The 20,117-nt window shown below is 66.6% G+C and carries 20 protein-coding genes; 2 read left to right on the forward strand and 18 right to left on the reverse strand.

Features of this window, described 5'->3' with window-relative positions:
- Genes EJO69_RS03210 through hisF form a run of 3 tightly spaced genes read right to left on the reverse strand, consistent with a single transcriptional unit; the run spans nt 1 to nt 2,670 of the window.
- Complete coding sequence (locus EJO69_RS03210; protein ID WP_126039154.1) at nt 1–1,593, reverse strand: chorismate-binding protein; 1,593 nt, start codon at nt 1,591–1,593, stop codon at nt 1–3.
- Nucleotides 1,583–1,906, reverse strand: a complete 324-nt coding sequence (hisI, locus tag EJO69_RS03215; protein ID WP_126039157.1) for a phosphoribosyl-AMP cyclohydrolase — start codon at nt 1,904–1,906, stop codon at nt 1,583–1,585. Before hisI ends, EJO69_RS03210 begins: the two co-directional genes overlap by 11 nt.
- Nucleotides 1,903–2,670: an imidazole glycerol phosphate synthase subunit HisF gene (hisF, locus tag EJO69_RS03220; protein WP_126039160.1), complete on the reverse strand. Its 768-nt coding sequence runs from the start codon at nt 2,668–2,670 to the stop codon at nt 1,903–1,905. Before hisF ends, hisI begins: the two co-directional genes overlap by 4 nt.
- A 38-nt stretch (nt 2,671–2,708) precedes the next feature.
- On the opposite strand from hisF, the gene EJO69_RS03225 reads away from it, so the two are divergent.
- Complete coding sequence (locus EJO69_RS03225) at nt 2,709–3,275, forward strand: nucleoside/nucleotide kinase family protein (RefSeq protein ID WP_126039163.1); 567 nt, start codon at nt 2,709–2,711, stop codon at nt 3,273–3,275.
- A gap of 24 nt (nt 3,276–3,299) precedes the next feature.
- Here the strand turns inward: EJO69_RS03225 and EJO69_RS03230 are convergent, their stop codons facing one another.
- The 12 genes from EJO69_RS03230 to EJO69_RS03280 form a co-directional block, all read right to left on the reverse strand.
- Complete coding sequence (locus tag EJO69_RS03230) at nt 3,300–3,908, reverse strand: NUDIX domain-containing protein (RefSeq protein WP_126039166.1); 609 nt, start codon at nt 3,906–3,908, stop codon at nt 3,300–3,302.
- A gap of 68 nt (nt 3,909–3,976) precedes the next feature.
- Entirely contained in the window at nt 3,977–5,119 is a 1,143-nt protein-coding gene (locus EJO69_RS03235; protein WP_126039168.1) for a glycosyltransferase family 4 protein, read from the reverse strand.
- Nucleotides 5,120–5,128: 9 nt separating this feature from the next.
- Nucleotides 5,129–6,715, reverse strand: a complete 1,587-nt coding sequence (gene murJ, locus EJO69_RS03240) for a murein biosynthesis integral membrane protein MurJ (RefSeq protein ID WP_126039171.1) — start codon at nt 6,713–6,715, stop codon at nt 5,129–5,131.
- Nucleotides 6,716–7,477 carry a hypothetical protein gene (locus tag EJO69_RS03245; protein ID WP_126039174.1) on the reverse strand — a complete coding sequence of 254 codons (762 nt, stop codon included), beginning with the start codon at nt 7,475–7,477 and terminating at the stop codon, nt 6,716–6,718.
- On the reverse strand, nt 7,474–8,475 hold the full coding sequence (locus EJO69_RS03250) for a copper transporter (RefSeq protein ID WP_126039177.1): 1,002 nt from the start codon (nt 8,473–8,475) through the stop codon (nt 7,474–7,476). The genes EJO69_RS03245 and EJO69_RS03250 overlap by 4 nt, the downstream gene beginning before the upstream one ends.
- A gap of 13 nt (nt 8,476–8,488) precedes the next feature.
- Complete coding sequence (steA, locus tag EJO69_RS03255) at nt 8,489–9,670, reverse strand: putative cytokinetic ring protein SteA (RefSeq protein WP_245993742.1); 1,182 nt, start codon at nt 9,668–9,670, stop codon at nt 8,489–8,491.
- A 4-nt stretch (nt 9,671–9,674) separates the two neighbouring features.
- A complete protein-coding gene (gene recN / locus EJO69_RS03260) occupies nt 9,675–11,357 on the reverse strand; it encodes a DNA repair protein RecN (protein ID WP_126039183.1) in 1,683 nt (560 codons plus the stop codon).
- Nucleotides 11,354–12,178, reverse strand: coding sequence for an NAD kinase (locus EJO69_RS03265; RefSeq protein ID WP_126039186.1), 825 nt, complete (start codon nt 12,176–12,178; stop codon nt 11,354–11,356). The genes recN and EJO69_RS03265 overlap by 4 nt, the downstream gene beginning before the upstream one ends.
- Nucleotides 12,175–13,026 carry a TlyA family RNA methyltransferase gene (locus tag EJO69_RS03270; RefSeq protein ID WP_126039189.1) on the reverse strand — a complete coding sequence of 284 codons (852 nt, stop codon included), beginning with the start codon at nt 13,024–13,026 and terminating at the stop codon, nt 12,175–12,177. The genes EJO69_RS03265 and EJO69_RS03270 overlap by 4 nt, the downstream gene beginning before the upstream one ends.
- Nucleotides 13,026–13,178: a hypothetical protein gene (locus EJO69_RS12265; protein ID WP_164519853.1), complete on the reverse strand. Its 153-nt coding sequence runs from the start codon at nt 13,176–13,178 to the stop codon at nt 13,026–13,028. The genes EJO69_RS03270 and EJO69_RS12265 overlap by 1 nt, the downstream gene beginning before the upstream one ends.
- A gap of 4 nt (nt 13,179–13,182) precedes the next feature.
- Nucleotides 13,183–14,199, reverse strand: coding sequence for an HAD-IIA family hydrolase (locus EJO69_RS03275; protein ID WP_126039190.1), 1,017 nt, complete (start codon nt 14,197–14,199; stop codon nt 13,183–13,185).
- Nucleotides 14,196–15,302, reverse strand: a complete 1,107-nt coding sequence (locus EJO69_RS03280) for a hypothetical protein (RefSeq protein WP_126039193.1) — start codon at nt 15,300–15,302, stop codon at nt 14,196–14,198. The genes EJO69_RS03275 and EJO69_RS03280 overlap by 4 nt, the downstream gene beginning before the upstream one ends.
- Here EJO69_RS03280 and EJO69_RS03285 point away from each other — a divergent pair.
- The gene (locus EJO69_RS03285; protein WP_126039196.1) at nt 15,270–16,556 is read left to right on the forward strand and encodes a hypothetical protein; all 1,287 of its coding nucleotides are present in this window, start codon (nt 15,270–15,272) and stop codon (nt 16,554–16,556) included. The genes EJO69_RS03280 and EJO69_RS03285 overlap by 33 nt on opposite strands.
- A gap of 311 nt (nt 16,557–16,867) precedes the next feature.
- Here the strand turns inward: EJO69_RS03285 and EJO69_RS03290 are convergent, their stop codons facing one another.
- The 3 genes from EJO69_RS03290 to EJO69_RS03300 all read right to left on the reverse strand — a co-directional run bounded on the left by EJO69_RS03290 (nt 16,868) and on the right by EJO69_RS03300 (nt 20,117).
- Nucleotides 16,868–18,439 (reverse strand): FGGY-family carbohydrate kinase, encoded by a 1,572-nt coding sequence (locus EJO69_RS03290; RefSeq protein ID WP_126039199.1) that lies wholly within the window; start codon nt 18,437–18,439, stop codon nt 16,868–16,870.
- A gap of 182 nt (nt 18,440–18,621) precedes the next feature.
- Nucleotides 18,622–19,743: an FUSC family protein gene (locus tag EJO69_RS03295; RefSeq protein WP_126039202.1), complete on the reverse strand. Its 1,122-nt coding sequence runs from the start codon at nt 19,741–19,743 to the stop codon at nt 18,622–18,624.
- The gene (locus EJO69_RS03300; RefSeq protein WP_126039205.1) at nt 19,743–20,117 is read right to left on the reverse strand and encodes a sensory rhodopsin transducer; all 375 of its coding nucleotides are present in this window, start codon (nt 20,115–20,117) and stop codon (nt 19,743–19,745) included. The genes EJO69_RS03295 and EJO69_RS03300 overlap by 1 nt, the downstream gene beginning before the upstream one ends.

The raw sequence follows: 20,117 nt of genomic DNA on the forward strand, positions 1-20,117 counted from the left end.
TTAACGCGGTTCGCCGGAGATGTCCCCTTCCGACTCCCCCGGTGAGACGAGCGACTGCGCAATCTGCACTGCACGAATCGCCGCCGCGGCCTTGTTCCGCGTCTCGATGTCCTCTGTCTCAGGGACAGAGTCGGCGACGATACCCGCGCCCGACTGGACGGACGCCGTGCCGCCCTCGATGATCGCGGTGCGGATCGCGATCGCGAGGTCGGCATTGCCCGCGAAGTCGAAGTAGCCGGCCACGCCTCCGTAGATGCCGCGGCGGGTGGGCTCGAGCTCATCGATGATCTCGATCGCCCGCGCCTTCGGCGCGCCGGACAGCGTACCCGCCGGGAAGGCGGCCGCGAGTGCCTCGACCGCGCTCACACTATCGCGCAGCTCGCCCGTCACCGTCGAGGTGATGTGCATGATGTGGGAGAAGCGGGCGATGTCCATGAAGGCGCCGACCTCGACCGTGCCGGGCTTGGAGACCTTCGCGAGATCGTTGCGGGCGAGGTCGACGAGCATGACATGCTCGGAGATCTCCTTCGGATCCTTGAGCAGCTCCTCGGCGAGCTCGCGATCCTCGGCGGGTGTCGCTCCCCTGGGCCGCGATCCGGCGATCGGGAAGGTTGTCACCGTGCCATCGCGCACGGCGACGAGGGTCTCCGGGCTGGAGCCGACCACATGGAAGCTGCCCTCCCCATCCTGCAGGTTGAAGCAGTACATGTAGGGCGAGGGGTTGATGGATCGCAGGACGAGATAGACGTCGATCGGATCTCCGTCGAAATCGATGTCGGCGCGCTGGGAGAGGACGACCTGGAAGACATCGCCGTCGCTGATGTGCCGCTGGGCGGTGCGCACAGCGTCCTGGAACTGCTCGGACGTCACTCGCATGCGGGGCGTCGAGCTGGGCTCGCCGCTCATCGCGAGCGCGAGGGCGGGCTGCGGGGCGCAGATTGCCTCAATCATCTCCTGGACCTTGGCGCGGGCCCGGTCGTAGGCCGCCTCAGCCCCCTCGGGGAGACCGTTTCGGTTGACAGCGTTGGCAATGAGCCAGACGACGCCGCGACGATGGTCGATCGCGACGAGCTCTTCTGTCAGACACATGGCGACGTCGGGGGTGGAGTGTTCGGCGGGGGCCGACCTGCCGAGGGTGGGCTCCCAGTCGTACAGGAGATCCCAGCCGAGGACTCCGACGAGTCCGCCGGTCAGCGGCGGCATGCCGGGGAGAGGTTCGGAGGCGAGGGTGTCGAGCGCGCTCCGGAGGAGCTCGGTCGCCGAGCCCTCTCGCTGGAGGCCTGCGGGCACCTCGCCCGTCCACGTCGCCGTGCCCCCGCGAGCGGTGAGTGTGGCGGAGGAGGAGACGCCGACGAAGGACCAGTTCGACCAGTAGTTCTGCTCGGCGGATTCGAGGATGAACGATCCGGGTCTGCCCGCCGCGAGGCGTCGGTAGATGCTCGTGGGAGACGTGTCGTCGATGAGAAGCTTGGCCGCGACAGGGACGACACGTCTGGTCTGCGCGAGCGTGAGGAACTGGTCGCGGGTGGGGAAGATGTCGCCCCACGCCGCGGCCTCGGGATCGATTCCGGCGCGTGCCGCATCAGTCGCCATCGGTCACCACCTCGAGTTGGCGTCCATCGAAGCACGAGCGGGTGCCGGTGTGGCAGGCCGCACCGACCTGCTCGACCTGGATGAGAAGAGTGTCCTCATCGCAGTCCACCTCGATGCCGCGCACGTACTGACGGTGTCCGGACGTGTCGCCCTTGCGCCAGTACTCCTGGCGGGAGCGGGACCAGAACCAGACGCGTCCGGTGGTCTGTGTGCGGTGGAGCGCCTCGCTGTCCATCCACCCCATCATGAGGACTCTGCCCCCGTCCTGGTCCTGGATGACGGCGGGGATGAGGCCCTGCTCGTTGAACTTCATCGGACTGTGATCCCCGCTTCCCGAAGGCCGTCTTTGACCTGCCCGATCGTCAGTGTTCCGAAGTGGAAGACGGATGCGGCCAGGACGGCGTCGACGCCGACGCGTGCGACGTTGATGAAATCCTCGACGGTCCCGGCTCCGCCGGAGGCGATGAGGGGGACGCTGCAGATCTCCCGCGCGGCCGCTGTCATCTCGAGGTCGAAGCCCTTCGTCGTGCCATCGTGATCCATTGAGTTGAGAAGGATCTCTCCCACTCCCCGCTCGACGCCCTCCCTGATCCAGGCCAGTGCATCGACGCCCGCGGAGCGGCGTCCGCCATGGGTCGTGACTTCATAGCCCGAGGCTGCGTGCGGCTCGGCCGACCTGCGTGCATCAACCGACAGGACGAGGACCTGGCTGCCGAATTCTGAGGCGATCTCCGTGAGGAGTTCGGGGCGGCTGAGCGCCGCGGTGTTGACGGAGATCTTGTCGGCGCCGGCACCGAGGAGACGCGCGACGTCCTCGACGCTGCGGACCCCACCGCCGACGGTGAGGGGGATGAAGACCTGCTCAGCGGTCCGCGTCACGACGTCGATCATCGTGCCGCGATCCTCAACGGACGCGGACACGTCGAGGAACGTGAGCTCATCGGCGCCTTCGGCGCCGTAGCGGCTGGCGAGCTCGACGGGATCGCCCGCGTCGGCGAGATTCTCGAAATGGACTCCCTTGACCACGCGCCCGCCCGAGACGTCGAGGCAGGGGATGACCCGCAGCGCAACACCCATGTTCACTCCTTCTGTTTGGACAAGGCTAGGCTATACGCGTGAAGAGGACACTCGCCAACCGCATCGCGGACCTCGCCCCCCGGCCTGCGATCGTGACGATCGACGGGCTCTCGGGCGCCGGTAAGACGTTCCTCGGTGAGGCCCTCGTCCGAGAGCTCGCGGCAGGCGGCCTGCACAGTCTCCTCCTCGAAGTGGAGCTGTGGGCCCACGGATGGTCCGACCTCACGGGCGCGGTCGATCGCGTCCGCCGGGTTGTCGCCGACCTTCAGGAGGGCTCGGCGACGACACGAACATGGAACTGGTGGACGGAATCCGAGGAGCCGCCGATCGTCCTCCATCCCCGGCCCGTCATCATCGTCGTCGGGTGCGGGGCGGGCCAGATCCCCTCGCACCTGTCGATCTGGATCGACGCCGACGAGGAGCTGCGAGCGAGTCGGGTCTCCGCTCGCGATCCCTACGACTGGTCGGAGCACTGGGATGAGTGGGCGCGTCAGGAGCAGCGTCTCCTGACGCAGTGGGACGCGCGGGCGCAGGCCGACGTCAGGCTGACGGCGTCCCCGTCGGGTGATCTCACGGCGTCCTGCGAGAAGTCCCTCGGCGAGTGAGGGGCGCCCTCGGCGCCCACACGCTCATCTCAGCCAGGCGGCGTCCGGGCTGCGCAGCTCGCCCCGGCCGGCAAGTGCCGATGCGGCGGATAGGAGGCCGGTGATCGTCGTCGCGTTGTGGATCGAGCCCTCGTGGACGAGGCGCACCGCCTCATCGAGCGGGATCCATGCGTGCTCCATGTCGGCCTCCTCCTCCGTCCGCTCATACACGAGATCCGAGTGGCGCACGTCGCGGGCGAGGTAGACCCGCAGGCTCTCCGAAAGGCAGCCGGGCGATGAGAAGAGATCGACGAGCACGTGCCACGTGTCGGCATCGAGCCCTGCCTCCTCGGCGAGCTCCCGCTTCGCCGCCTCGAGGGGGTCCTCGCCGCCCTTGTCGAGCAGGCCAGCCGGGATCTCCCAGAGGACGGCACCGACCGGGTGGCGGTACTGGGAGACAAGGAGGACTTCCGGGGTCTCCCGCATGCGGACCGGGACGATCGCGACGGCACCGGGATGGGCGATGTACTCGCGCCTGATCGACGACTCCTGCCCGTCGAGGGTGATGTCGTCTGAGACGAAGGAGAACACTCTGCCCTCGTAGATCGTCTCACTGTGGTGCAGCGTGTGTCCGGCATGCTTGCGGTCGATCATGGTGCCTCCTCGATCATCCGGCCCGTTCTGGCCTCACCGAACTCTACCGTCAGGCCGCAGACAGCGGCTCAGGCGGGTGATGGCGTGGACTGGAGGCCGGCCCGCTGCCGGTTGGCCGTCAGCAGCTCATACCGGCGAGTCCAGAGCTGGGCGATCTCAGGGTACTGAAGCTGTTCGGCGATGCGGCCGCGAGCGGCGTCGGTGAGGCTCTGCGCGTAGTCGGGTTCAGCGAGGATGCGTCGGACCGCGCCGACCATTCCCGCCACGTCGTCCAGCCCGAACAGTGCCCCGGCGCCGTCGAGCAGCTCGGGGATCCCGCCGGTGCGGGTCGCGACGACGGGCACCGACGCGGCCATGGCCTCCTGGACCGCGAGCGGCCGCGCCTCCCATACGGACGGCAGCGCGAACACGTCGGCCGCAGCGAGCCAGCGATCGACATCTTCGCGCTCGCCGGCGAGGACGAGGGGCGCCCTCGATGAGATTGCGCCGAGACGAAGCTGATCGTCGATCGACATGTCGCCGCGTCCAACGAGGACCCACGTGATCTCATCGCGCATGGCCGTGGCGGCCTCGAGTGTCGCGAGGACGTTCTTGCGTGGGATGAGAGACGAGACGGTCAGCACCATCGGCCTCGTCGGGTCGATATCCTGCCCGGGACTCGCCGCCTGCGGCAGCGTCGCGAACAGCTCCTCCCGCAGGCCCACACGTTCGGTCGGCGATGGTCGCTCGGTCCGGAGCAGCTCGGGGATCCGTGGGCTCGGCACGTGTGACAGCCAGGTCTGCTTCGCACCGGCCTTCTTCACGAGGTCGATGAGGTCCGTCGATGTTGCTGTCACCGCATCGGCGATCCGCACGCCGAAGGATTCGGCCGGTTGAGTCCGCAGTCCGCCCAACTCCGGTCGCGCGTGCCAGGTGACGACGAAGGCCGGGCGGTGGCGCTCGGTGAGCAGCGTGGCCGCCAAGAGACCTCCGCTCCGGCCGTGCGCGTGGACGACATCGGAGTTGCGCACGAGGCGCTTGAGCAGGCGGAGCTGTGTGCCGGACCGCCGAGGCGGGATCTCGATCGTCTCGCCGAGATCGTGGTTCTCGATGACGGCGGAATCGGCGGCGACGAGGACATCGTGCCCCGCCAGTCGAAGGTGGGCCGCGAACCGCGACACATGGTTCGCCATGGCGCCGTCACCCGACAGCACGATCTGGACGATGTTCACGGCTGATCCTTAGTCATGAGTGGACCACGCACTGACCCGCCACGTTGACGGGTCGGCACGATAGGCCACGGCTGCGGGCACGGCGGCCGCCACGACTGCCCCCACAGCCCCTCCCCCGATCGCCGGGAGAATGCCCTCACCCAAGCCTAAGACAAAATCGCAGGCCAGACGCCCAAAAAACGCCGACACCGACGCAGTCACGGTGACGATGGCGAGTGTCCTCACGAGTCCCTCCGTGACCTGGGGTCCCACGTGCGTTCGAACGGCTGCGATGCCCGCGATTCCTGCCACGCTCATACCGCCCGCCACCGCGGTGGCGATGACGTAGAGGGTCGCCTCCCGGCCGCCCGCCAAGGGCACCGCCACGAGCACGCCGAGACCGACTGTGCCCCAGCCGACGAAGCTCACCCGCAGCGCCCATCCCGGGCAGTCCACCGCGTAGAGCACACGAGAGGTGTGGTAGAGCAGGGAGAAGCCCACAATGCCGAGGGCGAGGATGGAGACGACCTCATCGAGCTCCGGCATGTCATACACGACGGTGAACAGTGCCTGCGCCGCGGGCGCGACGGCGATGAGGGCACACGCACCGATCGCGGAGACGGTGACGATGAGACGGAGCGAGCCGCCGACGATACCCGGCAGTCCCACGCGCCCCGGGACGGCGGCACGCTTCGAGATCCGTGGGAAGAGGGCCGTGGCGATGGGGACGGCGAGGATCGCGTAGGGAAGGAAGTAGAGCGCCAGCGCGTATCTGAAGATCGGATACGTGCCCTCGCCGCCCACATTGTTCGCCACGACCATAACGAGGACGATCGCGGCCTGCTGGGCGACAAGGCCACCGAATCCAGCCGATGCCATGGACAGCGCACGCCGTCCAACCCCGTCCGGGAATCGGAATGTGGGCCGAAGCGTGACCACACGAAGGACGGGGATCAGCTGTGGAAGGGAGAACGCGATCACTCCCGCCGTCGTGCCCCAGCCGAGCCACATGAGCGCCGCTGTCGGCACCTCAGCCGGATCAGCCTCACCGGCGCCGCCGCTCACCCAGAAGAGGGCGAAGGCGCCGATGACGACAACAGAGGACAGCATCGGCGCCAGGGCAGGAAGGACGAAGCGGTGATGCGCCTGGAGGATCCCGCTGAAGACGACGGACATGCCATAGAGCGGCACTTGGGCGGCAAAGATCCGCAGCAGCACAGCCGCTGTCTCGATGACCGTCTCGTCCCGGCTCGCCAGCAGCGCCGCCGCGATCGGCTCAGCCAGGAGGGCGACGAGGGCGGCAATGGGAACGCCGGTCGCGAGCACCCACGTGAGCAGCGCACTCGCCGTCCGATCTGCCTCCTCCCTGTCGCCGCGGGCGATGCAGCGAGACAGGAGCGGAACGACGACACCGGCCAGGGCACCCCCTGCCGCCACTTCGAACAGGACATTCGGAACATTATTGGCGGTCGAATACGCATCGGCCAGCGGCGTCGCTCCGAGCACCCAGGACTCTGCGACCGTGCGGCCGAACCCGACGATGCGGGAGAGCAGGGTGAGAATGGCGATGACGCCGGCTGCTCCCGCAGCCGACGCCATGAGCGATCTCGTCGACATCTACCGGCCCCAGTTGTCGATGGCCGCCAGGGCAGGGGTGCGGTCGATGATCCGGGAGAAGGAGACACGCTCGGAGGCGAGCACGAGCCCAACCGCGGCGCCGGCTCCGGCCGTGCGGACGAGGCGGGAGGGATGCGATGCGAGCGCGGCGCCGAGAACGGCGCCGAGCGCATTCGCACCGAGATCCCCCAGCATGGTCCGCCGAGCGAGGTCGTCGCGCACCGTGCCGGCGACTGCTCCGAGAAGCGCGGCGGCGAGCTCGCTCGATCCGGAGGCGAGAAGGGCGGAGCCGAAGGCGGTCGCCTTGTGGGCTCGGCCGGGCCGCAGATCGAGCAGGTTGATGAGATTGGCGGTGGCGGCAATACCGACCGCCCGCACCGCGACGTCGACGGGGTCCCGCGTGAGAAGTACAGAGGACACCCCTGCGCCTGCACCGATGATCGCGATCTTGAGGACACCGGTCGAGACCCTCCCGCGCGCGAGCAGACCGAGGTGCCCCTGAAGGCCCTTCGCGGTGGGCAGGCGGGATTCACCGTGGTCGTCGATGAAGCCGGCGGCCGCCCCCGCACACCCCGCAACCAGCGCGGCGCCGCGAATGGGAGCCGGCGCGAAGGCAGCGCCAACGAGCGCGCCCGCGGCCGCCGCCAGGCCCCCGGTCAGGCTGACAGTCTCGCCCCTGTGGTTCGTTCGCTCCCATCGGCCACACCGCGGAAGGGGAAGGCGCGTAACGAGCAGGCCGGCAGCACCTGCCAGAGCTGTCACGGGGCTGCCGTCTGGTCGGCCTCGGTGCCCTCAGCACCGCCGTCTGTCGGAACGTCGGGCGTGTCCTCACCATCGGTCGGAACCGCGACGGTGAGCGGGGCGGGCGTGCCCAGAACTCTGTCGGCGGCGGGGCGGATCCCCCAGCTGATAGTGCTGCCGGTCAGTTCTTGGGTGAGGGCGAGTGGGATGTTGATGAGCGACGTCGTGTCGTCAGGTGTGTCGACCGTCGACATCGAGGGACCATCCGTCCGTACAGCCTCGAGCAGCGTTCCCTCGCCTCCGTCGGCTGTGAAGACCATGGGAGTGCGCAGGGAGCCGAGCACCTCGATCGTGTTGAGGCGCGCCGTATCGTCGATCGCCTCCGACTCGTCGGGGATCTCCTCCTCCGCGGGGCCAATGACGAGCATGGCGGTCGCGGGCCCCGTCAGTGTGTCCTTGACCTCGATGAGGGCATTGTCCTCTGACCGGTACAGCTCGGCGAGCGTGGCCGCGGCCGTGTCCCCCGCGTCGCTCGTCACGATGTAGTCGAGTCCGCGGGCAAGTGTACCGAGGGGGCTGTCGGCCGGTTCGACGTAGCTTCCGAGCTGGCCTGCGAGCGCATTGCGATAGGAGGCGCGTTCGGCGGAGAAGAGGTTCTCGGTGAGGACGATCGTTCCGGTGACGGTCGCGCCCGCCGCTGTGAGGTTCTCACTATGCGACTCCCGCACCGCATCCTCTGCCCCCGGCAGGGTGACGATGACGATCGCCTGGCCCTCAAGGGTGCCCGCGATCATCTCGGGGGCCAGCGATTCGAGGCCCTCCCGGTAGGCGGCGGACCGACTCTCCGCCTCATCGGCGACAATGCGGGCATCGTCCCTCGACTGGCGAAGCGACTCGACCTGATCGTTGAGTGCGGAGCCGATCGAGTTCTGCAGCGGCCCGGCGCCGAGGACGATCCCAATCGCAAGCGCCATGAAGACGGCGATGAGGGAGACGAGGTGGTAACGGAAATCAACCATGATGTGCTTTCACTCAGCGGAACAGGTTCGTGAACCAGTTCCCGATGTCGAGGAACCAGGCCTGTGCGAGTCCCAGCGCTGTCTGTCCGACTTCGGTCGTTGTGAGCGCGGCAGCCATGGCGAGCACGCCGGCGAGGACGAGAGCGACGAGCTGCCAGGATGAGATGCGGGACTGGTAGAGCTGGGAGGCGCCCTTGGCGTCGATGAGGCGACCGCCGACCTTGAGCCGGGTGAGGAATGTCGAGGCCATTCCCTCGCGGCCCTTGTCGAGGAATTCGATGAGGGACGAGTGGGTGCCGACGGCGACGATGAGTTTGGCGCCCTTCGAATCTGCAAGGATCATGGCGGCGTCCTCGCTGGTGCCCGTCATCGGGAACACGATGTAGGGCACGCCGAGCTCCTCGACCCTCTTCACCCCCGGAGCGCTGCCGTCGCGATAGGCGTGGACGATGACTTCGGCGCCCGAATTGAGCGCCTCGTCCGAGACGGAATCCATGTCGCCGACGATGACGTCCGGGCGCATCCCGAGCTCGAGGATCGCGTCCGCACCGCCGTCGACGCCGACGAGAACCGGGCGATAGTCACGAATGTAGGAGCGCAGCGACTGGAGATCGTCCTTGTAGTGGTAGCCGCGGACGACAATGAGGACCTGACGGTCGTCGAAGTCGGTCCGGACCGAGGGGATGCCGACCGAGTTGAGGATGAGGTCCTGCTCCCGCTCGAGATAGGACATCGTGTTGTGGGCGAAGGCGGAGAGCTGGACGGAGATGCCCGACCGGGCCTCCTCCATCTTCGCCGAGTTCAGCTCGTCGGTCTGCCATTCGCCCTCGGCGATGAGATCGTTCCCCCGGTGGACGGCGCCGGACTCATCGACGCGGACCACATCACCTTCGTGCAGGTCCATGATCTGCGAGCCCAGATCATCGATGAGGGGGATGCCGGCGTCGAGGAGGATTCCGGGCCCCATGTTCGGGTAACGTCCGGATGTCGACTTCGCCGCGTTGAGGACAGCGGCGGGCTGGCAGGCAACAAGGGCCTCGGCGGAGACACGGTCGATATCTTCGTGGTCGATGACAGCGACGTCACCGGCTGATAGCCGCTTCGTCAGATTCTTGGTGCGCGAATCGACGCGCACGTGACCGCCGAGGGTGTCGGGCTCGGCGGGTGCGGGTCGGCGTCGGAACTTCCAGGTCACGTCTCTATCGTCCCACGGTCGACTCAGAAAGAAGATCTGCGGCATGTCGACGTGCCGAGTCGAGGTCCGCCGAGCCGGAGAGCATCCTCGCGAGCTCAGTGACGCGCTCGGAATCGGCAACGGCACGCACTTCCGTTGCTCTCTCACCGCGAGCGACGACGATCTGCCGGTCCGCCCACGACGCGACCTGGGCGAGGTGGGTGACGACAATCACCTGAGCATGCTCGGCCAGGGCCGCCAGTCGGGCACCGATCGCCTTGGCCGCCTCACCGCCCACCCCGGCATCGATCTCGTCGAAGACGAACGTCGGCGGGACGTTCGGTGCGGACCTGGACAGGACGAGCTCGATGGCGAGCATGATGCGCGAAAGCTCACCGCCCGATGCCGACGTCGACAGTGGGACTGACGCGGCGTGCGGGTCGGGTCTGAACATGAATGTCACTCTGTCCATCCCATCCGCCCTCGGTTCGACAGATTCGACGTCGATCGAGATCTCGGCGCGGCCAAGCGCAAGCTGGGCCAGCTCGCCATTGACCTCCTGCGCAAGCGTCTCAGCGGCGGCTGACCGAACCTCGTGAAGCAGTTTCCCGCGGCTGCGCAGGTCCGCCAGTGTCGTCGCGACCGCCGCCTCGAGTTCTGCGGCTCGGAGTTCGGGATCGTCGAAGACGGCGAGCATGGCGCGAGCACGGTCGGCTTCGCCAATCGCCTCGTCGATGCCCATGCCGAGCTTCTTCGACAGCGATCGCAGCTTCGCGCGCCGGGCGTGGAGCTCATTGAGGTCTTCGTCCGTCTCGAGCCCGCTCAGCATGGCCCCGACATTGGCGATGAGGTCACGTGCCTCGACCTCGGCCGCGGCCGCCCGCGCACCGGATTCGGCGGCACCCGGCTCCTTGAGGGTGGCCAGTGCCTGTGCGGTCTGACCGAGCAGGTCAGCCGCGCCGAGCATCATCTCTCCATCCCCCGACAGGGCTGAGAGCGCCCTGGCGAGACCACTGCGCGTCTCCTCGATCGAGTCGAGGCGTTCGATCCGATGCTTGAGGTCCTCCTCCTCGCCCATGACTGGCTCGACCTCATCGACGGCCTCGACGAGCGCGGTCAGTGCGAGACGTCTGGATGCAATGTCGCGCTCGTCAGCTCGGAACTGCTCCAGCTCTGCGAGGGCCCGGCGGTGGCCCTGCCAGGCTTCGGAATACGACGTGAGTGCGGACTCTGTCTCTGCCCCGCCAGCACTGTCGAGGGCCTGCAGCTGCGCGGACGCGCTGCGCAGCCGCATCTGCTCCGACTGACCATGGATGGTGACGAGGCGGCTTCCGATGCTGTCGAGTACAGATCGCGGGACGCTGCGACCTCCGAGGTAGCAGCGGGAACGGCCCTCGGCTGGGACCTGGCGGGCGACGGGGACCTCAGTTCGGCCTTCTTCGGCGTCGAGATCGGCTCCGGCATCAGCGGCCTCCGCAGCGACGTCGCTGTCACTCGGGACGTCGAAGATGCCTTCGACAAGGATTCGGTCGGTGCCGCGGCGGACTTTGGACGAGTCAGCCGGCGCTCCGAGGAGCAGCCCGAGCGATGTCAGCAGCATGGTCTTGCCGGCGCCGGTCTCGCCTGTGATGGCGGTGAGCCCGGGGGCGAAGGAGATGGCGGCCGTGTCGATCACGCCGAGGTTCTCAATGCGGACCTCGTCGATCACTGCCGGCCCCGATCACGCCAACCCCGGACAGGCAGAGCGAATTTCTTGACGAGACGTCCGGAGAACGGGGTCTCATTGAGGCGTGCGAGATAGACCGGGTAGTCCGACTTCCGAGCCGTGATGAGACTGCCGGCGTCGACGGGCAGGTCGCGCCGGCCGTCGCAGACGAGGACCGCACCGTTCGTATGAAGGGCGATCTCGAGCTCCGAGCCCGGGCCGACGACAAGTGGCCGTGTGAAGAGCGCATGCGCCGCGATGGGGACGAGAAGCATGGCCTCGACGTCCGGCCACACAACGGGACCGCCCGCGGAGAAGGAGTAGGCTGTCGACCCGGTTGGAGTCGACATAAGGACCGAGTCGCAGGAGAAAGACGACACGCCCCTGCCGTCCACGCCGAGGCTCACCTCGATCATCGGCTTCCCGTGCTTATCGAGGGCCGCCTCGTTGAGGGTCCACGTGCTCGCCTTCCTCCCATCCGAGAGGGTGACCTCGATGTCCATCGTCATCCGCCGGTCCAGGGTCCACTCCCGCTCCGTGATCTGCTCGACCACGCGCGCGAGACCCTCTGGTTCCACCTCGGCGAGGAAGCCGACATGGCCGTAGTTGATGCCGACGATCGGGACCTCGGTGCCACGGGTCAGCTCGGTGGCGGATAGGATTGTCCCATCACCGCCGAGGACGACGACGATCTCAGCGTCCCCGAGCGGGCCGCTTCTGCGGACCTCGAAGCCGTGACGGGTCAACTCGTTCTCGATGATGGCTGCCGAATGCTGGGCATCCGGCCGGTACCTGTGGGTGACCAGATAGATCTCGCGGGTCATCGTCCCTCCTTCGGAGAGACTCTACCGAATAGCCCGGGCGCGGGGCCGTTCATGACGGCGCTGTGGACCGCCTCCGGCAGATCACGAACTGGGTCCGGATGGTCGTGGCGCATCGACAGGAAGTACTCAACGTTGCCCGCGGGACCCGGCAGTGGCGACGCTGCGACGGCAGCAACGTCCAAGCCGAGTCCGATCGCGCAGTCCGCCACCTTGAGGACAGTCTCAACATGATGGTCGAGATTGCGGACAACGCCGCCATGCCCGAGCCGGTCCTTCCCGATCTCGAACTGGGGCTTGACCATGAGAAGGAAGTCGGCATCCTGGCGGCAGGCGGCGACCAGGGCAGGAAGAATGAGGGTGAGGGAGATGAAGGACAGATCCCCGACGGCCATATCCGGCGCCGGTGCCACATCCTCCGGCTTGAGCTCGCGCACGTTCATGCGCTCCATGACGGTGACGCGGGGATCCTCTCGAAGCCGCCACGCGAGCAGGCCATAGCCGACATCGATGGCGAGCACCTCTGCTGCGCCTCGGCGCAGCAGCACGTCGGTGAAGCCACCCGTGCTGGCCCCCGCGTCGATGATGCGGCGGCCCTCGATCCGCGGGGCACGGTCGCCCAACAGATCGAGGACGCCGGCGAGCTTGTAGGCTCCGCGAGACGCGTAGTGATCAAGATCGGCGTCATCGACGACAATCGCCTGAGCGGGATCGACCTGCCGCGCCGGCTTCGTCACCGCGGCGCCATCAAGGCGCACTCGCCCGCTCTCGATCAGCCGCTTGGCATCGTCGCGTGACGCGGCGAGTCCGCGCCTCACGAGCTCCGCGTCGATCCGCCTCAGCCTGCCCACTAGCCCTGGGCCCTGCTCAGAGCTTCTGAGAGCTCTCGCGCGATCTGATCGAAACGCCCCGCAGCCGAATCGAGGCCCTCACTGTCGTAGGGCTCGTCCGGCATGAGACCCTCGACGATCGCCTCGAGGTCACGCCCTGGTGTCGGATCCATGGCGTCAGGCGACGACGAGATCGGCGATCTGGTCGGCAAGTGCGTCACGGCCTGCACCAGCATCGGCCGCAGCCCAGCAGGCGGCGACGACGCACCGATACAGATCGAGGGAGGCCCCGGCGAGCGGACCGGACGCCGTGAGTGCACCGTCGCTGAACTCGGCCCATTCCGTGCCGAGCTCGGCCCGTGTACCACTCACCATCGGCGCTTCGTGGGCCTCATTGAGCCCGACGAGGGTCTTCGACAGGTAGGTCGGTCGCTCCTCGGGCACCGCGAGAGCAACGTCCCTCTCATCATTCACACCCGTGAGGACGTGGAGGGAGTCGACATCGGCGGCGACTGCGCCCCGGATGTCGGTGTTGAGCCGGTCGCCGACTGCGAGGGGGCGCGTTGCGGACACGCTCTGCGCGGCCTGATGAAACACCCTGGGGAGGGGCTTTCCGGTGGCGATCGGGACGACCCCAGTGGCATGCTCCACTGCTTTGACGAGCGCACCGTTGCCGAGCATGAAACCACGCTCCTGGGGAAGGGTCGCGTCGAGGTTCGAGGCGATGAAGACTGCTCCCCTGTTGATCGCGAGAGCTCCCTCGGACATGAGTTTCCAGCCGACGGACGGATGGAATCCCTGAACGACGGCCGCCGGTTCGTCGTCGGCCGAATCGACGACCGCGAAGCCCTTCTTCGTCAATGCTTCGACGAGACCTTCGCCGCCGATGACGAACACCTTCGAGCCTGCCGGAATCTCCTCCGACGCCAGCTCGGCGGCCGCCATCGCTGCCGTGTACACCTCCGAATCCTCCGCCGGTATGTCGAGGGATCGAAGGTGATCGCCGATCGCGTGCGGTGTGCGGGCGGCGTTGTTCGTCAGGTAGACGGCGAGCTGGCCTCGACCGCGTGCCTCAACAATCGAATCCGCAGCGTCCACCACCGGGAGATTCCCGCGGTAACACACCCCATCCAAGTCATAGATCGAGGCGTCGTAGGCCTCCGACAGCGGCGCAGCCGATGACTTCAGGCTCACCGGTCCTCCTCGTCTTCGTCCAGCTTCGCGGCGATCTCGTCGTCGACGCTCTCGAGCTCTGCCTCAAGTTCGGGGTCCGACTCTCCCGTGTCGAGCGCGGTGACATCGGCATCGACCGGTGCAGCCTCCGCGGGGACGTCAAGGTCGGCCGGAAGGTCCCCCTGATCGATGAAGTCATCCGACTCTGCGTCGTCGATGAAGTCGTCCGCGTCGACCTCGGGATCACCATCGGCGTCAACGTCAGTTGCGTGTCCGGCTCGAACGTCGCCGAGATCGTCCTCCCCGGCTGTCAGGTCATGAAAATCCCGATCCTCGTCGTTCACTTCGGAGTTCTCGATTCTGTCCATGTCATCCTCCTCGGTCATCGGTGCGTCGTCGTCCGAAAACGTCTCGTCGTCGGGCGCATCGCCCGCCTCAACGGCTGCGGTCCTCGGCTGCCGAATGTCCGCGAACCGGTCATTCTCCGACTCGCTCAGATCATCCAGGTCGGCATCGAGCTCATCCTGAGTGTCGGGCGCCTCGAGCTCCTCGAGATCGTCCTCGTCGTCCCACTCGTCGAACGACTCGGGATCGGCATCATCGGCTGGCATGGGTTCGTCGAAGACCTCGATGGTCTCTGAGTCCCACAGCGGAGCCCACTTCGCGCGAATCTCAGCTGCCTCCTCATCGCGCCCGAGCTCCTTGAGACGCTCGACACGGACGAACTCCACCGGTGCCCGCATCTCTTCAGAGAACGTGTCGACCTTGAGGGTCTCAATGAGCTTGAGGCCCATCTCCGACTGTTCAATGTCCGCGTAGGCTCCGGAGATGACAAGGGCAAGCTCGATCTGTGCAGTCGGTTCGAGCTCCTGGATGTTGATGTCTTCGAGATACTTGACGGCGCGCTCGGGTTTGCCCATGCCGCGCTCGCAATCAGCCTCGAGGTAGGCATGTGAGATGTCGCCCGACATCCTGCGGTAGGTGCGCAGCTCGCGAAGAGCCTCGCCGTACTTCTCATTGGCGTAGGCGGTCAGACCGAGCGCCTCTCGAACGATATCGATACGGGCAGCACGGCGGTACGCAGCCTTTGCATGCTCGTATGCAAGCTCGGGGTTCTCATCCATGAGAGAACCCGCCATGACCAGCTGGCGCGCGACCCGATCGGCATTGTCCTTATTGAGCGACAGCAGATGGCGGCGCGCCTCCCTGCTCAGATCCTCAGCGGTGATCTCGTCAGGGATGTACGGCTCCGGCTCACGGTCGCTGCGACCTGCCCCGGCCCTCGGGGCGTGCTGACGATCTCCGCCGTCTCCCCTACTGTCGAACCCGCGACCACCGCGGTCATCGAAACGTCGCCCACCACGGTCCCCGCGATCATCGAACCTCCGGCCACCATCACGACGGTCACGATCGTCGAACCGGCCGCGATCGTCCCGACGCTGACCGCCACGATCCTCGAACCTGCGACCACCCTCACGATCGAACGAACGACCACCGCGATCCCCTCGGTCGTTGGACGTGCGACCGCCATCGAAGGAACGCCCACCGCGCTCATTGGGCCTGCGCTCACCACGATCCTCGAAGCGACGCCCGCCCTCACGATCGAACGAACGACCACCACGATCGCCACGATCATCGAACCTGCGCTCACCGCGGTCGAACGAACGACCGCCCCGGTCGTCGAACCTACGCCCACCATCACGACGGTCACGGTCATCGAACTTACGGCCACCGTCACGATCGAACGAACGACCGCCATCGGACCTGCGCTCACCACGATCCTCGAAGCGACGCCCGCCCTCACGATCGAACGAACGACCGCCACGATCATCGAACTTACGGCCGCCATCACGATCGAACGAACGACCGCCATCGGACCTGCGCTCACCACGATCGAAGGAACGGCCACCCTCACGACGCTGACCACCACGCTCATCAGACCTGCGTTCACCACGATCGAACGAACGACCACCGCGGTCGCCACGGTCGTCAAACCTGCGACCACCGCGATCATCGGACCTGCGCTCACCACGGTCAAAGGACCGACCACCCTCACGACGGTCACGATCCTCAAAACGGCCACGATCCTCGCGACGCTGACCACCACGCTCATCAGACCTGCGCTCACCACGATCAAACGAACGACCACCGCGGTCGCCACGGTCGTCAAACCTGCGACCACCACGATCATCGGACCTGCGCTCACCACGGTCAAAGGACCGACCACCCTCACGACGGTCACGATCCTCGCGACGCTGACCACCACGCTCCTGAGAGCGTCGATCCCCCTGGCCGCCACGACCCTGGTCACCGTCGCTCGAGCGAGATCCCCTGCGTCTGTCGGAGGCGGACTGCCAGGAGGATCGGCGGTCACCTGATTCGTCATCAAAGCTGTTGGACATGGGAGATCTCCACTCATTCAGTTCTAAAAAGGCGGCCCATACGGCGCGCAACACGATCAAGACTAGTTCATCGAGGTGAGGGATGGGCGGGTCGGGCCGTGTTGTTTCGACCACCGCGAAACGCGAGCAGCGGCTGGAGCGGTGCTCGTGTGGCACGCCAATGACTGCACGGGCGCCGACTCTGGCGCTGCTCGATCGAGCCGCGTCGCAGTGGTGATTGAGATGGTGGACATGACCGCGGCCCCCTGCATGATGCAGAGGGCCACGGTCATCATTGACGCCTAAGACTACTTGGCAACCTCGTGGTCGACGAGCTGGTGGATCGAGTCGCGAACCTTCGGGTAGAGCTCCATGTAGCGCTCCAGGTAGAACTGGTACTGCTCATGGACGTCCATGCGAGGCTCGATGGTCTCACGAACCTTGACCATGTTCTCGGCCGCCTCCTGCAGATCGGAGTAGATTCCGGCGCCCACGGCGGCCATCATCGACGAGCCGAGTGCGACCGCGTCGCCGACCTCAGTCAGCGTGATCGGCACACCGGTGACATCCGAGTGCATCTGCATGAAGCTGCGACCGCGGGTCGCGCCGCCGGCGGCGACGATCTCCTTGGGCTCGAAGCCCTGGTCGCGCATCACCTTGAGGTTGTGCGCCGTGCCGTAGCAGATGCCCTCCTGGATCGCCTTGTACAGGTGCTCCGGGCCGTGCGAGAGGGACAGGCCGTAGATCGCGCCACGGGCCTTTCCATCGACGTACGGGGTGCGGTTGCCCTGGAAGTACTCGTTGACGATGAGGCCGTCGGAGCCCGGGGGGATGTCCGCCGACTTCATGTTGAGCACGTCGTAGATGCTGAGGCCAGCACGCTCGGCGGCCTCGACGAGATCCGGGGTGAACTTGTCCTTGAACCACTTCATGACGGAGCCGGTCGACACCTGGCCGCCCTCAACGGTGTACTGGCCGCGGACGACGCCATCGGTGTACGAGCCGAAGAAGCCCGCGCCGTGGATCGGCTTGTCGGACTGGCCCGTGATGACGTGCGAGGAGCCGGTGATGAGGGCGAGCTTGCCGGCGTTGACCACACCGAGGCCGATCTGGCCTGCCCATGCATCCGCCGCGCCCTGGGCGACCGGGATGCCGGCGACGAGGCCGAGGGTGTTGGCCATGCGCGGGGTGAGCGTTCCGATCGGCGTACCGAGATCGAGAACGTTCTCCGGGAGCTTGCCGAACACGTCGCCGATGCCGAGGTGCTCGTACAGGTCGATGGGCCATCCGCCCTTGTCGCGGTTGTAGTACATACGGTGCGCAGCGGTGTTGATCGAGATCGACCATTCGCCGGTCAGCGTGTAGGTGAGCCAGTCAGTCGCATCGACGATGCGGAATGCCTTGTTGTAGGTCTCGGGCTCGTTCTCCTTGAGCCACGCGGTCTTGAAGGGGTACCACTCGGCGGAGGCCGGGGCGGTGCCGTTGCCGTTGTAGAGCTTTGCGACGGAGTCAACACCGGCGATGCGGCCGGCCTGCTCGGTCGCGCGCACGTCCATCCACATGATGGCAGGACGCAGAGCGGTGCCGTTCTCATCGAGGGCGACCACGGTCATCGTCGTCGCGTCGTACGAGACGCCGAGGATCTTGGACGGGCTGATGCCGGACATGTCCAGGACCCGGTGGCAGGACGCGGTCAGGCAGGCGAGCCACTCGTCCGGGTGCTGCTCCGCCCAGCCCGGACGGGGGTGCGACGTCTTGTACGGGGTTGCGGCGAACGTAATGGGAGTGCCCTTCGTGTCATAGAGCGCAACGCGCACGCTCTCTGTACCGAAGTCGATTCCCATCAAGTAGCCATCGTTAGATGCAATTGTGTTCGTCATTGAACGCCTTTCAACTGGGGTGGCCGGACAGTTGCCCGGGAGGCCATTCATCTTGCTCATCGCAGCAGAATCGCCGCTCCGAAGGTTCTGGCGCACCCGACTTTGGGCTCGCCGTGGCACGAGTTTACACAGATACAGTCCGATTCACCAAATATTCTGTGAAATTCGCATGAACATCTGTGTCAACCGCTCGGAGAATGATCCGCCCGGCCCGCCTGCTTCTCGAGTAGGCTCACGGCGCGCTGCTGATCGAGGCCAGAGATCCGCAGAATGTCGACGACTGCAGATCGCACCTGGCCGATGAAGACGCTGTCGGCCGGCGTGGCGCCGCGGTAAGCCGAGGACGCGGTTGCGGCGGCTTCGACCGCTGCGGATTGGAGTGACTCTGTCGAGCACTCGCCTCGTGTCCATTCACCGACGACCAGGACAGCATCTCGGAGCTCCTCGAGGGAGGCGATCAAGGCTCGATTGACGCGTGCGCCGTGTCTGATCACGTTCGCACCTGCCCGGCACAACGACCGCCCAGAGGTCATGAGGAGCCCTATGCGAGCATCGAGCAGACGCAGCGCGTCCACTCGTCGTCGCCTTTCGATGCGCACGTCCCGCCGAGCGAGGCGAATGCTCTCGCCCACCGCGGCGAGCGCATCTGAGAGATCCTGCCGGGCTCCGCCCAGGTGCTCCATGCGATCGAGCGCGGCCTCCACTTCCGTCAGCGAGCCGGCAGCGACACCATCCTGGAGTTCACGCAGCACTCCCGCATATCCATCGAGGACTCTTTTCACGGCGATGTCAGCGGATCGCAGAGGGTCGGGCGCCAGAAATGAAGTGAGGACAATTGCCACCACTCCCCCGACGAGTGCGTCTCCCAACCTGATCCACGGGCTCGAGTCGAGGAGCGGAACGAGGATCATGACGACGACCGCGGCAACGGCAGCCTGGTTGCTGAGAAGACCACTTGCTCGGAAGGCGACGGCGGCTGACATGGCCAGGAGAACAGCCAGGGACAGCTGCCAGGGCCCCGCGCCCAGCCAGCGCGTGAGAAGATCTGCGGCGATGATTCCCAAGACCACGCCGACGGTGATCTCCACTGCCCTCCGGTGTCGCTGACCCGCTGTCAGACCGGTCGCCACCACCGCGGCGACAGGAGCGAATACCGCCTCCTGTGGACCGAACAGCGCGCCCGCGAGGAGATAGGCCAAACCCGCCGCGGCTGAGGCGAGCAGAAGAGAGAAGATGTGCTGGCGGATTCGTGAGGCGACGCCGGCGAGGACGGTGCGCAGGCGCCTGAACAACCGACGGATCATCAACGACCGGGTGTCCCCGGCAGTGCCGTGACCGCGAATCGACCGTCGGCCGTATCGACGTAGACGAGCTGGGCAGCGACTCGCACATCGGATGTGATGGCGAGCCCGTAGGGCACGCCATACGGCACTGCCTGCGGATCGATGAGATCGTTGATCCGCACATGGCGCACCCGCTTCGCCGGCAGGCTGATCCGGTACGGGCCGACCGGCTCGCGATCCTCGTGGAAGATCATCACCTCGGCACAGCCATCAGACTCCGTGGCATTGAGAAGACACAGGACGTTGCGGCTTGTGTTCTCCGGCTCTCGACCGCTGCTGCGTTCGGGGATCATTCCCGCCGCAAACGTCCACTCCGTACTCGTTGCAGAATCCAT

This window comes from Flaviflexus salsibiostraticola, assembly GCF_003952265.1.
Lineage (GTDB): Bacteria > Actinomycetota > Actinomycetes > Actinomycetales > Actinomycetaceae > Flaviflexus > Flaviflexus salsibiostraticola.